The sequence below is a fragment of the Mycobacterium mantenii genome (assembly GCF_001667865.1).
In the GTDB taxonomy this organism is placed as follows: Bacteria; Actinomycetota; Actinomycetes; order Mycobacteriales; family Mycobacteriaceae; genus Mycobacterium; species Mycobacterium mantenii_A.
This window is the reverse complement of sequence record NZ_LZJP01000029.1, coordinates 46,856-59,741: the sequence shown is the minus strand read 5'-3', so window position 1 is coordinate 59,741 and position 12,886 is coordinate 46,856. Positions and strand designations below refer to the sequence as shown.

13 protein-coding genes are annotated in these 12,886 nt (G+C 70.4%); 7 read left to right on the top strand and 6 right to left on the bottom strand.

Annotated features, from left to right (window positions below):
- Positions 1 to 186: 186 nt before the first annotated feature.
- The 6 genes from A5688_RS04375 to A5688_RS04350 all read left to right on the top strand — a co-directional run bounded on the left by A5688_RS04375 (position 187) and on the right by A5688_RS04350 (position 5,534).
- Positions 187 to 1,035, top strand: a complete 849-nt coding sequence (locus tag A5688_RS04375) for an ABC transporter ATP-binding protein (RefSeq protein WP_067827434.1) — start codon at positions 187 to 189, stop codon at positions 1,033 to 1,035.
- Complete coding sequence (locus A5688_RS04370) at positions 1,032 to 1,850, top strand: NUDIX hydrolase (RefSeq protein ID WP_067827430.1); 819 nt, start codon at positions 1,032 to 1,034, stop codon at positions 1,848 to 1,850. Before A5688_RS04375 ends, A5688_RS04370 begins: the two co-directional genes overlap by 4 nt.
- Positions 1,847 to 2,611, top strand: a complete 765-nt coding sequence (locus tag A5688_RS04365; RefSeq protein WP_120312270.1) for an enoyl-CoA hydratase — start codon at positions 1,847 to 1,849, stop codon at positions 2,609 to 2,611. Before A5688_RS04370 ends, A5688_RS04365 begins: the two co-directional genes overlap by 4 nt.
- 10 nt (positions 2,612 to 2,621) lie before the next feature.
- A complete protein-coding gene (locus A5688_RS04360) occupies positions 2,622 to 3,593 on the top strand; it encodes a class I SAM-dependent methyltransferase (RefSeq protein ID WP_067827424.1) in 972 nt (323 codons plus the stop codon).
- Positions 3,551 to 4,780, top strand: coding sequence for a THUMP-like domain-containing protein (locus A5688_RS04355; protein WP_082955139.1), 1,230 nt, complete (start codon positions 3,551 to 3,553; stop codon positions 4,778 to 4,780). Before A5688_RS04360 ends, A5688_RS04355 begins: the two co-directional genes overlap by 43 nt.
- Positions 4,781 to 4,850: 70 nt before the next feature.
- The gene (locus A5688_RS04350) at positions 4,851 to 5,534 is read left to right on the top strand and encodes an esterase (protein ID WP_067827416.1); all 684 of its coding nucleotides are present in this window, start codon (positions 4,851 to 4,853) and stop codon (positions 5,532 to 5,534) included.
- A gap of 22 nt (positions 5,535 to 5,556) precedes the next feature.
- On the opposite strand, the gene A5688_RS04345 is transcribed toward A5688_RS04350, so the two are convergent.
- A complete protein-coding gene (locus A5688_RS04345; RefSeq protein WP_067912103.1) occupies positions 5,557 to 5,946 on the bottom strand; it encodes a DUF6264 family protein in 390 nt (129 codons plus the stop codon).
- An 18-nt stretch (positions 5,947 to 5,964) separates the two neighbouring features.
- Positions 5,965 to 7,329 (bottom strand): PQQ-binding-like beta-propeller repeat protein, encoded by a 1,365-nt coding sequence (locus tag A5688_RS04340; RefSeq protein WP_431602671.1) that lies wholly within the window; start codon positions 7,327 to 7,329, stop codon positions 5,965 to 5,967.
- Between the two features lie 84 nt (positions 7,330 to 7,413).
- Between A5688_RS04340 and A5688_RS04335 the strand changes: the two genes are divergently transcribed.
- Positions 7,414 to 8,151, top strand: coding sequence for an acyltransferase (locus A5688_RS04335; protein WP_064952277.1), 738 nt, complete (start codon positions 7,414 to 7,416; stop codon positions 8,149 to 8,151).
- Here the strand turns inward: A5688_RS04335 and A5688_RS04330 are convergent.
- The 4 genes from A5688_RS04330 to A5688_RS04315 all read right to left on the bottom strand — a co-directional run bounded on the left by A5688_RS04330 (position 8,148) and on the right by A5688_RS04315 (position 12,878).
- Positions 8,148 to 8,699, bottom strand: a complete 552-nt coding sequence (locus A5688_RS04330; protein ID WP_067827410.1) for a DUF4333 domain-containing protein — start codon at positions 8,697 to 8,699, stop codon at positions 8,148 to 8,150. The genes A5688_RS04335 and A5688_RS04330 overlap by 4 nt on opposite strands.
- A 262-nt stretch (positions 8,700 to 8,961) precedes the next feature.
- On the bottom strand, positions 8,962 to 10,290 hold the full coding sequence (locus tag A5688_RS04325; RefSeq protein ID WP_067827407.1) for a cryptochrome/photolyase family protein: 1,329 nt from the start codon (positions 10,288 to 10,290) through the stop codon (positions 8,962 to 8,964).
- Between the two features lie 3 nt (positions 10,291 to 10,293).
- Entirely contained in the window at positions 10,294 to 10,773 is a 480-nt protein-coding gene (locus tag A5688_RS04320) for a TspO/MBR family protein (protein ID WP_067912101.1), read from the bottom strand.
- Positions 10,770 to 12,878 (bottom strand): MMPL family transporter, encoded by a 2,109-nt coding sequence (locus A5688_RS04315; protein WP_207546596.1) that lies wholly within the window; start codon positions 12,876 to 12,878, stop codon positions 10,770 to 10,772. Before A5688_RS04315 ends, A5688_RS04320 begins: the two co-directional genes overlap by 4 nt.
- Positions 12,879 to 12,886: the final 8 nt, after the last annotated feature.

The window sequence follows — 12,886 nt, the reverse complement described above, 5'->3', positions numbered from 1 at the left end:
CCGACCCCGTAGCGATCGCAGGCGCGGCGAAGCCGGGCGCGTCGGGTCGCTACGCATCCGACCCCGTAGCGATCGCAAGCGCGGCGAAGCCGGGCGCGTCGGGTCGCTACGCATCCGACCCCGTAGCGATCCCAGGGGCGGCGACCCGACAGGTATTCGAGCGCCGCGGTACGGCACGATGGTCGGGTGCCCGAAGCCGACCACACCAGCGAGGCAGCCGATCCCGATCTGCTGCTCGACTTCCGGCAGGTGTCGCTACGCCGCGGCGGCAACGTGTTGGTCGGGCCGCTGGATTGGGCGGTCGAACTCGACGAACGCTGGGTGATCGTCGGGCCCAACGGGGCCGGCAAGACCTCGCTGCTGCGGATCGCCGCGGCGGCCGAACATCCCTCGTCCGGCATCGCTTTCGTGCTCGGCGAGCGGCTGGGCCGGGTCGACGTGACCGAGTTGCGGTCCCGGATCGGGCTCAGCTCCTCGGCATTGGCGCAGCGGATACCCACCGACGAGGTGGTGCGCGATCTCGTCGTCTCGGCCGGCTACGCGGTGCTGGGCAGGTGGCGGGAGCGCTACGACGACGTCGACTACCGCCGCGCGATCGACATGCTGGAGAGCCTGGGCGCCGAGCACCTCGCGGACCGCACCTACGGAACGCTGTCGGAAGGTGAGCGCAAGCGGGTGCTGATCGCCCGCGCGCTGATGACCGACCCCGAGCTGCTGCTGCTCGACGAGCCCGCCGCCGGCCTGGACCTGGGCGGCCGCGAGGAACTGGTCGCGCGGCTGGCCGACCTGGCCGCCGACCCCGACGCCCCCGCCCTGGTGCTGGTCACCCACCACGTGGAGGAGATCCCGCCCGGGTTCAGCCACTGCATGCTGCTCGCGGAGGGCGAGGTGGTCGCCGCGGGATTGCTGACCGACGTCATGACGTCGGAGAATCTGTCCACCGCGTTCGGCCAAGCGATCGCCCTCGAGGTCGTCGACGGGCGCTATTTCGCGCGGCGAGTCCGTACCCGCGCAGCCCACCGGAGGCCCTTATGACGTCACCCGACCAAGCCCCGCTGATCGCGCGGCCGGCCGCCACCGTGATGCTGATCCGCGACGACCCGGGCGGTATCGCGGTCTTCCTGATGCGCCGGCACGCCAAGATGGAGTTCGCCGCGGGGACCATGGTGTTCCCCGGCGGCGGTGTCGACGACCGCGACCGCAACGCCGACATCGCGTGGGCCGGCCCGCCACCGCAGTGGTGGGCCCAGCGCTTCGGCATCGAACCCGACCTGGCCGAGGCGCTGGTCTGCGCCGCGGCCCGCGAAACGTTCGAGGAGTCGGGGGTGCTGTTCGCCGGGCCGGCGGGCGACCCAGACGGCATAGTGGGCGACGCCTCGGTCTACGGCGAGGCCCGCCGCGCGCTGGCCGACGGGACATTGTCATTCGCGGACTTCCTGCGCCGGGAGAACCTCGAACTGCGCTCGGATCTGTTGCGGCCGTGGGCCAACTGGGTCACGCCGGAGGCCGAGCGCACCCGGCGCTACGACACCTATTTCTTCGTGGGTGCCCTCCCGCAGGGGCAGCGCGCCGACGGGGACAACACCGAATCCGACCGGGCGGGCTGGACGACGCCGGAGGCGGCCATCGACGACTTCAAGGCCGGCCGCAGCTTCCTGCTGCCTCCGACGTGGACGCAGCTGGATTCGCTGGCCGGGCGGACCGTCGCCGAGGTGCTGGCCGTGGAGCGCCAAATCGTGCCGGTGCAGCCGAATCTGGAGATCCAGGGCGACAACTGGGTGTTCGAGTTCTTCGACTCCGACCGGTATCACCAGGCGCGGGAAGCGGGCGGCCTGGGATGGCGGCATTGAGCGAGTTCGTCAGCGTGGTGGTCAGCGACGGCTCGCAGGACGCCGGGCTGGCCATGCTGCTGCTGTCGCGCCCGCCGACGAACGCCATGACCCGCCAGGTGTATCGGGAGGTCATCGCGGCGGCCGGGGAACTGGGGCGCCGCGACGACGTCGCGGTGGTGATCCTGTTCGGTGGCCACGAGATCTTCTCCGCGGGCGACGACATGCCCGAGCTGCGGACGCTGCGGGGCTCCGAGGCCGAGAGCGTGGCGCGGGTCCGGCAGGAGGCCGTCGACGCCGTGGCGGCGATCCCCAAGCCGACCGTCGCCGCGATCACCGGATACGCGCTGGGGGCCGGTCTCACGCTGGCCCTGGCCGCCGACTGGCGGATCAGCGGGGACAACGTGAAGTTCGGGGCGACCGAAATCCTGGCCGGCCTGGTGCCCGGCGGCGACGCGATGGCCCGCCTGACCCGGGTGGCCGGCGCGAGCAAGGCCAAGGAGCTGGTGTTCAGCGGCCGCTTCTTCGACGCGGACGAAGCCCTGGCGCTGGGCCTGATCGACGAGACGGTGGCCCCCGACGACGTGTACGACGCCGCCGCCGCGTGGGCGCGCCGTTTTCTCGACGGGCCGCGCCACGCGCTGGCCGCCGCCAAGGCCGGGATCAACGACGTCTTCGACCTGGAGCCGCCGGAGCGGCTCGCCGCCGAACGCCGGCGCTACGTCGAGGTGTTCTCCGCTGCTCAGGGCGGCGGCGACCTGGCGGATCCCGGCGGCCGTTAGGCTGCCCTGCATGACCAGTTCGACCGACGCCGTCCCGACGCCACACGCCACCGCCGAGCAGGTGGAAGCCGCCCGGCACGACAGCAAGCTGGCCCAGGTCCTCTACCACGACTGGGAAGCCGAGACGTACGACGACAAGTGGTCGATCTCCTATGACCAGCGCTGCATCGACTACGCCCGCGGCCGCTTCGACGCCATCGTGCCGGACGAGGTGCTGCGCGAGCTGCCCTACGACCGGGCCCTCGAATTGGGTTGCGGCACAGGATTTTTCCTGCTGAACCTGATCCAGTCCGGGGTGGCCCGGCGCGGGTCGGTGACCGACCTGTCGCCGGGCATGGTCAAGGTGGCCGCCCGCAACGGGCAGTCGCTGGGGCTCGACATCGACGGCCGGGTCGCCGACGCCGAGGGCATCCCGTACGAGGACAACACCTTCGACCTGGTCGTCGGGCACGCCGTGCTGCACCATATTCCCGATGTGGAGCTGTCGCTGCGCGAGGTGATCCGGGTGCTGCGCCCGGGCGGCCGGTTCGTCTTCGCCGGCGAACCGACCAGCGCTGGCGACGTCTACGCCCGCGAGTTGTCCACCCTGACCTGGCGCATCGCCACCAACGTCACCAAGCTGCCCGGCCTGGGTGGCTGGCGGCGCCCGCAGGCCGAGCTCGACGAATCCTCCCGGGCCGCGGCGCTGGAGGCGATCGTCGACCTGCACACCTTCACCCCCGGCGACCTGGAGCGGATGGCCGCCAGCGCCGGCGCCACCGAAGTGCGGACCGTCAGCGAAGAGTTCACCGCCGCGATGTTCGGCTGGCCGGTGCGCACCTTCGAGGCGTCGGTACCGCCCGGACGCCTGGGCTGGGGCTGGGCGAAATTCGCCTTCAACGGCTGGAAGACGCTGAGCTGGGTGGACGCCAACGTGTGGCGCCGGGTGGTCCCGAAGGGCTGGTTCTACAACGTGATGGTGACCGGGGTCAAACCCTCCTGAGCGCTGGGCTGCCATTCAGCACGGACGACGTCGCCTATCTGCGGTCGCGCGCGGGTGCCGCGGCGCTGGCGGCGGTCGCCGAACTCGAACTGACGGACGCCACCCGGATCGCTGACGTCGCCGCCGCGCGTGCCCAATTCGGCGACCGGGCGGCGGTGCTGGTGGAGACGGTCCTGCTGCGTCGCCGCGCCGCCGAAAAACTCGGCGAGCTGGGTGCGTCGGATTGGCTGTTCACCGACGAGGCGCTGCAGCAGGCCACCGCGGCGCCGGTGGCCCTGCACCGGGCCGGCCGGCTGGCCGGTCGGGGCGGCGTCGTGCACGACGCGACCTGCTCGATCGGCACCGAGCTCGCCGCGCTGAGCCGCTGCGGGATCGCGGCGGTGGGCAGCGATATCGATCCGGTGCGCCTCGCGATGGCGCGCCACAACGTGGGGGAGGCGGCGTGGATCTGCCGCGCCGACGCGCTGCACCCGGTCACCCGCGACGCCGTGCTCGTCGTCGACCCGGCCCGGCGCGTGCAGGGCCGGCGCCGGTTGCGCATCGAGGACTACCAGCCCGGCCTGGGCGCGTTGCTCGACACCTACCGCGGCCGGGAATTCGTCGTAAAGTGTGCTCCCGGAGTCGATTTCGATGAGGTGCGGCGCCTGGGCTTCGCCGGGGAGATCGAGGTGACGTCGTATCGCGGTTCGGTCCGGGAAGCGTGCCTGTGGTCGGCTGGACTGGCGCGGCCGGGTGTGGGCCGGCGGGCCACCCTCCTGGATCGCGGTGAGCAGCTCACCGACACCGACGCCGACGACTGCCCGGTGCGGCCGGTCGGGCGGTGGATCGTCGACCCGGACGGGGCCGTGGTCCGGGCCGGGCTGGTGCGCCACTATGGCGCGCTGCACGGGCTGTGGCAGCTCGATCCCGACATCGCCTACCTGTCCGGTGATCGGCTGCCGGCGGCCGACCGCGGATTCGAGGTGCTCGACCAGCTGGTCTTCGACGAACGACGGCTGCGCCAGGCGCTGGCGGCGCTGGACTGCGGGTCGCTGGAGGTCCTGGTGCGCGGGGTGCGGGTGGACCCGGACGCGCTGCGTAGACGGATGCGGCTGCGCGGGAGCCGATCGCTGTCGGTGGTCATCGCCCGCATCGGTGCGCGGAGCGCCAGCCGGGCGATGGCGTTCGTTTGCCGGCCCTCCCGATAGCGCCGGGTACGCTGGCGGCGTCACTTCCCCGGGCCAGAAGCCCTGGCTAGTTTGCGAGGACAATTCCACGATGCGTTATTCGATAGCGGCTGCGCTGCTCACGGCGGCGGTCTTGGCGGGCGCGCCGGCCGCGGCCGAGCCTCCGTCGTGCGCCAGTCTGGGCGGCAGCATCGAGGCCGGCCAGATGTGCCATCTGCACGCCACCGGCCCCAACTACATGCTCGACATGACCTTTCCTGCCGACTACCCGGACGGGCAGGCGCTGACCGACTACATCACCCAGAACCGGGACGGCTTCGTCGCCGTCGCGCAGAGTTCCGGGGGACGCGACCAGCCCTACCAACTCGAGGCCACCACCGAACAGCACGGCGCCGGGCAGCCGCCGCACAACACCCGCAGCGTCGTGCTCAAGTTCTTCCAGGACGTCGGGGGAGCGCACCCGTCGATCTGGTACAAGGCGTTCAACTACAACCTCGGGACCAAGCAGCCCATCACCTTCGACAACCTGTTCCCCCCGGGTCCCGCGCCGCTGGACGCGATCTTCCCGATCGTGCAGCGCGACCTGGAACGCCAAACCCCTTTGGGCGCCGCGATTTTGCCGTCGACGGGACATGACCCGACGCACTACCAGAACTTCGCCATCACCGACGATCAGCTGATCTTCTACTTCGCCCCGGGCGAGATGCTGCCGGCCTTCGGCGGGCCGCTGCAGGCGCAGGTGCCGCGCAACGCCATCCCGCCGCTGGCCATCTAGCGCGTCGCCACCCTCTGACGGCTCAGACCGGCCCGGCCTGTATCTCCATCGCCGCGGCGACGATGACCAGCACCACCTGCGCGACGCATCCGATGAGCGGGATGAAGAAGGCCCGGTTCCGCCGCACCAGGAAATACACGGCGACCACGATGTCGACGACCAACAGGACGGCGCCGCCCCAGGTGCCCAGGTTCATGGCCCGGTCGACCCAGGCGGGATCGCCGCACTTCTGGGAACCGCACGGGTCGGTGCTCATCACGAGCAGGCCCAGCAGCACGAAGCTCGCCGTGTAGAGGCCGCCGTGGATGACCAGCAAGACGGACGTCGCCACGACGTCGGCGGTGCTGGCCCGGGGGCTTGCCGCGGTTTTGGTCATCGCGACGCCGCGCGTCGCTGGCTCGTCGATCGGCACCCCAGAAGTATGTCCCGGTCAGGCCGGCGCAAAACCGTAAACCTGGCCGTCGCTGGTGGCGGCCACCACCCGGCGGTCGGTGCCGACCGACACCCCCAGCGGATAGCCGGTAGCCGCCGGCAGCGGATAGCTGTTCAGCGTGCGGCCGCTGCCCGGGTCGAAGATCAGCAGCGACATGCCGGGGGCGCCGTTCGCCGGTGGCCCGCTGACCACCACGTAGCCGACGCCCGTGCCGGCCAGGCTCGACGTCGAGAGCGGCAGCACGTCGTCGCGGCGCCACACCTGATCGGCGTGATCACCGGCATCCTTGAACGCCGCCAGCCGAGTGTCCGGCCCACCGCCCGCCACGATCAGCCCCTGCGGGGTGACCGCGGGCGGCGTCTGCGCCAAGAAGCCCAGCGGCGCCGACCATTTCACTTTCGCGTCGGTGGCGCGCAGCGCCCACAGTCGTTGGTCGCGGCCGTTGACGTAGACGGTCGAGCCGTCGGCCGACAGCACCGGGCTGGCGATGACACCGGCGCCGACGGCGTCGCTGGTCCATTCGCGGCTCAGCAGCGGCGACTGCCCGGGGTGGTACTTCAGCCCCACCAGGCCCGCGGCAGGAGCGCCGGGCTGCCAGACGCCGAGCACCACCATGCCGTTGCCGGTCGACACGGCGGGCGCGCCCGCGATCGGACAACCCTGGCGGGCAGGGGCGCAATCGGCCAGCCCGCGCGCCGCGTCGGTGGGGTCCACGCCGTCGACCAGATCCAGCGGGCTCCCGGCCACCTGGCCGCGATGGGCGTCGAAGACCAGCACCTGTCCCAGGTGCGTGGCCACCAGCAGCTCGCCCGGAGCGATGAACCGCGGCGTGGTCGGCATGCCGATCACCGGCTGACGCCACCGCGTCCACTGGGTCACCGGAAAGGACAGGAACGCTCCGGGCTGGCCGACGTAGAGGTTGTCGAACCCGTCGAGCAGCGGGCCGGCGAAGCCGCCGCCCTGGGCCAACCGCACACACCAGCGCTGCCGCCCGTTGTTGTTGTTCTCCCACTCCATCAGCGAGCATCCCGCCGAGGTCTGGGCGTTGAGGGCCAGATAGCCGCGCGCGCTGAGCGCCGGCCCGGCGGCCAGGCTTCCCTTGACCGACCGGGTCCACTGCAGCGAGAGCTTGGTGGCCCCGCCGGTGGTGGTGTAGCTGCTGTTGGCGGCGTCGGCGTATTGCGCCGGCCAGCCCTGCGCGGCCGAGGCGTCGACCCACGAGTCGGTGTTGCCGCACGCGCCGAGCACGACCGCGAGCACGACCGCGAGCACAGCCGCCAGCACTGCGGATGACCGACGCCGGAGCCCACTGACGAGTTGTCGGGCAAGCACTTGGATTCCCCAGATCCTTTCCGCGGACATCGGCATGGGCGGCAATCGAGTACAGGTGAGGGTAACCCGTGGCGGTTCGCGGGCTCGCGATTGACCGAGTTAGGCTGTCCGGCCATGACGAGCATGTGGGGTGCACCGGTCCATCGCCGCTGGCGTGGATCGAACCTCCGGGACCCGCGCCAGGCCAAGTTCCTCACGCTGGCCTCGCTGAAATGGGTGCTGCGCAACCGCGCGTACACCCCGTGGTACCTGGTGCGCTACTGGCGGCTGCTGAAGTTCAAGCTGGCCAACCCGCACATCATCACCCGGGGCATGGTGTTTCTCGGCAAGGGCGTGGAGATCCACGCGACGCCCGAGCTCGCGCAGCTCGAGATCGGCCGGTGGGTGCACATCGGCGACAAGAACACCATCCGCGCCCATGAGGGCTCGCTGCGGTTCGGCGACAAGGTGGTGCTGGGTCGCGACAACGTCATCAACGCCTACCTCGACATCGAGCTCGGCGATTCGGTGTTGATGGCCGACTGGTGCTACGTCTGCGATTTCGACCACCGCATGGACAACATCGACCTGCCGATCAAGGACCAGGGCATCGTCAAGTCCCCGGTGCGGATCGGTCCGGACACCTGGGTGGGCGTCAAGGTGTCGGTGCTGCGCGGCACGTCCGTCGGGCGGGGTTGCGTGCTGGGGTCTCACGCGGTGGTCCGCGGGGTGATCCCGGACTATTCGATCGCGGTCGGCGCGCCGGCGAAGGTGGTCAAGAACCGCCAGCTCGCCTGGGAGAGCTCGGCCGCGCAGCGCGCCGAATTGGCGGCGGCGCTGGCCGACATCGAACGCAAGAAGGCCGCCCGCTAGCCTGCCGCCTGCGGCTGCTCGTCGACCTTGAAGTGGAAGTTGACGTCGCCGGCGTCGACGTCCGTCACGGTCACCAGCACGCCGTACTTGTCGGTGCCGTCCGTGAGCTGACACCGCAGCGTCGCTCCCGCAACGCCTTTCAGGTTGTCGGGGCAGGTGACCGCGTCCGGCTTCCTGCCGACCTGCTGGCCGACCTGGGTGCTGATCGCGCTGGCGACCTGGTTCTTGTCGACGGTCTCCACCATGTCGAACTTGACGTCCTTGCCGTCGACGCTGGTCACCGTGACGTTGACGTTGAAGGGCCGGTCTTTGACCTTCATGTCGCAGTTGATCTGCGCCCCGACCTTCGCGGGCAGATCGGTCGGGCAGTTCACCGACTCGGGCTTGTTGCCGGCCGCGTCGGTCATTTTGGCGGTGATTTGGCCGGCGACGTCGCTCTTGCTCACCGAGTGCGACGACCCGACGGAACACGAACAGGCGCCGACGGCCGCGCCGAGTCCGGCTGCGGCGCCCGCGATCAGCAGCGCACGGATGATGGAGTTGGGCATGGTGCCTCCCGAATGGCTTGCCGACGACGAATTGGCTGATATTGGCACGCCGATCGGCTTGGGGAGGACGATTCAGCAAACGCCTGCCGGCGGGAATGGCCGTTGCTGCGGTTCTCGCCCACCAAGGGCCACTCGCGTCACATCAGTAACGTTGCTGCACCATAAGTCGCTTTTCGAATCCGCTAGCGCGGGCGCTAGCGGGCCGGCAAACGCCGCACGTCGGTTCGCCGGGCCGCCGCCGGCGTCGCGGTGGCGAAGCGAATCAGAGGCTCTGATAGCGCCGCAGCGCTTCGGTGCGCTCGGCGGCGTGGTCGACGATCGGCGCGGGGTAGCCATCCGGCCGCTCGCCCTTGCGCAGGTGCACGTCGTCGGCCGAGCGCAGTTCGGGCACCCAGCGCCGGATGTAGTCGCCCGACGGGTCGAATTTCTCGCCCTGCGTGATCGGGTTGAACACCCGGAAATAGGGCGCGGCATCGGTACCGCAGCCCGCACACCACTGCCAGCCATGCTGATTGTTCGCCATGTCGCCGTCCACCAGCTGGTCCAGGAACCATCCGGCCCCCCATTGCCACGGCAGGTGAAGGTCTTTGACCAGAAACGAGGCAACGATCATCCGCACCCGGTTGTGCATGAATCCGGTTTCGCGCAGCTGACGCATCCCGGCGTCGACGAAGGGAAACCCGGTCTCGCCGGCCTTCCACGCCTCGAAGCGGCGTTCGGCTTCGGCACCGGTATCGGTCTGGATGCCGTCGAAATCGCCGTTCCAGTTGCGCCAGGTGCTGGCCGGCCAGTGGTGCAGCACGTCGGCGTAGAAGTCGCGAAAAGCCAACTCCCGCAAGAAGGCTTGCGCACCCCCGCTGCGCAGGTCCAGGTCCGCGACCAGGGTGCGGGGATGGATGGCGCCGAACTTCAGGTGCGCCGACATGCGGCTGGTCCCTTGCAGGTCGGGCCGGTTGCGGTCCTTGCCGTAGCTCGGTAATCCGTTGTCGACGAACGACTTCCATTGTTTGCGCGCCGCCGCTTCGCCGGCGGCCACCTCGAGCTCGGGCCCGGGATCGGGGATCTCGCACTGCTTGATCCGCAGTTGGGCCGGGTCCAGCCAGCGTGCGGACTTGGCGTTCGACTTCGCCGGCCCGCGCCAGCCGGTCTTCTGCCACTGGCGCAGAAACGGGGTGAACACCTTGTAGGGCGAACCATCCGGCTTGGTGACCCGGCCGGGCGAGACCAGATACGGCGACCCCGTCGCCACCAGCGGCACCGAATCCAGTGCCGCGCGCACCCGCTCGTCGCGGCGCTTTCCGAAGGGCGCGAAGTCTTCCGAGATATGCACCGACGACGCGGCGATTTCCTTGGCGATCAGGGGAAGCTGCGTGTGCGGTTGCCCGCGGGTGACCAGCAGCCGGCCGTCAAGGTCGTCGCGCAGCCGCCGCAGCGAGTCACCCAGGTACTGCAGCCGGCGTTGTCCCGACGACTTCTCCAGGCGCGGATCGAGCACGAAGCAGGCGAGCACCTCATCGTTCTCGGCCGCGGCGATGAGCGCCGGATTGTCACGCAACCGCAGATCGCGGCGAAACCACAACAGTGCCGGCATGATCTATCGGTTCAGTCGCCAGATGTGGGTGGACAAGATGGTCGCGAAGCCACACCACACCGGATAGGGCAGCAGGGCCAGGCCGCCGCGCGGGGTGGCCTCGGCCGTGCGCCTGACCAGATCGGCGCTGCTGACGGCGAGGGCCGCGGCACCGATCGCGGACGCGCCGAGTTTGTGGTACCGGAAGAACAGCCAGCTCCATCCGGCGTTCAGCAGCAGGTTCGCCGTCAGCGCCACGGCGTAGTTGCGCGCCTTGTCCCGCTGCCCGGTCTCGCGAAACCGGTCGATGGCCACGGCCGACGTGGCCGCGATGTCACCGTAGAGCGTGGTCCACACCGTGGGGAAGGCGGCGCGGGGCGGCTGGTAGGAGGGCTTGCGAAGCCGCGAGTACCACCTGGACATGGCGCCGCCGCTGGCAATGCTTCCGGCGCCTGCGGCGGCGGTGACGGCAAGGCTGGTCGCGGCCAGGATCGACCTGTTCACGTCGTGCTCCGTTCTGGTTGTTGTTTCCGATCTACTTGTCGATCAACGGCTTCGGGGTGGACGGGGTTGGTGGGCCACCAGATCCGATCGCCGATGAGGGCGAACAGTGCAGGGATGACCAGGGTGCGCACCACGAAGGTGTCGAGCAGGATTCCCAGCCCGACGATGATCCCCAGTTGGGTCAGGACGATCAACGGCAACACCCCGAGCACGCAGAACACCGCGGCCAAAACGATTCCGGCGCTGGTGATTACGCCGCCGGTGGCCGACACCGCGCGCACCATCCCCGCGCGGGCGCCGTGCCGCGCGGCTTCCTCGCGGGCGCGGGTGACCAGAAATATGGTGTAGTCCACGCCGAGGGCCGCCAAGAACAGGAAGGCGAACAACGGGGTGGTGTTGTCCAGCGCCGGGAAGCCGAAGACATGCAGGCTCGCCCAGCCGCCGAGGCCCAGCGCGGCGAGCGCGCCCAGAATCGTTGCGGCCAGCAGTGTCGGCGGCGCCAGCGCCGAGCGCAACAACACGTAGAGGACGATCAGAATGACGGCCAGGATCGCCGGGATCAGCAAGACCCGGTCATGCGTCGCCGCGTCACGAATGTCCAGGGCCTGTGCGTCGGCCCCGCCCACGAGCGCGGCGGGGTCGGCGGCGCGGGTCGAATCCCGAAGCGCGGCAATGACGCTGAACGCCCGCTTGGACGACGGCGGCGCGTCGATCACCACCGACCACTGCGTCAGCCCGGACTCGGACCGGCCGGACTCGGTCACCGAGACGACACCGGGGGTGGCCTTGATCGCCTGCTGCACGGGCGACGCGTGATCGTTGGAACCAACGACCAGCGTCGGATTGGCCAGGCCAGCCGGAAAGTGTTGGGCCACAACGTTGTAGCCGGACACCGAGTCGGCGCGCACCCGGAACTGCTCGGTTTGTGACAAACCGATCCGGGTTCCCAGCAGGCCGGTGCCCAGGGCCGCCAGCACCGCGACCGCGACCGCCGCAACCAGCGCGGGACGCCGGTTCACCCATTCCGCGACGCGGCGCCACGCTCCGGAGTCCAGGGTCTCGTCGTCCCCGGCGTGCGGGATGAACGGCCAGAACAGTCGCCTGCCGCACACGGCCAGCAGCGGGGGCAAGATCACCAGCACCGAAATCGCGGCGACCACAAGTCCGCACGCCGCCAGCGCGCCGAGACTGCGGGTGCTCGGGGTGAACGCGAACAGCAGGGTGAGCAGCGCCAGGACCACGGTGGCGTTGCTGGCGACGATGGCCGGCCCGGCCCTGCGCACTGCCCGACGTAGCGCGGCGCGGTGCGCGGAATGGTGGCGGAGCTCCTGGCGGTACCGGGAGATCAGCAGCAGGGCGTAATTGGTGCCGGCGCCGAAGACCAGCACGCTGGTGATTCCGGAGGTGGCGCCGTCGAAGCTCAGCCCGGTCAGCGATGCCACCGCCGTGCCGACCGCGGCGGCCACTCGATCGGCGAACCCGACCACGAGCAGCGGAACCAGCCACAGCACGGGCGAGCGATACGTGGCGATCAGCAGCAGGGCCACCACCGCCGTCGTCACCGCGAGCAGGGTGATGTTCGCGTTCGTGAACGCGCTGGCGATGTCCGCACCGAACGCCGGGCCACCCGTCACATGCACCTGCAGAGCCGCGGGCAGGCCGTCGGCCGCGGCGGTGCGCAGCGTGGCCACGGCGTGGCCCAGGGCCAGCCCCGACAACCCGGCGCTGATGGGCACCACGCCCAGCGCGGCCTTGCTCTCCTGCGACACCACCAGCGGCGCCGCCGCCGAACCGGCTCCGGGCTGCGCGGCGTCCCGCACCCGGTCGCGAGCGGCCTGGGCGGAAGCGATGTCGGGCGGGCTCAGCACGGCGCCATCGGCGCGGCTGAACACCACGATCAGCGGGGCCTTGTCACCCCCGGGAAACTGCCTGGCCAGCCGCTCGACCTGCGCGGATTGCGAGTCCACTGGGACGGATTGCGGGGACTGGCCCGCGGCCGCGTTGCCGCCGATCAGGGCCATCAGGCCGATCCCCAGCACGGCGGTGACCAGCGCGATCAGCCAAGAACGGCGGCCGGTCACAGCGGCGGCCAAGCGATCCCACACAACAATAA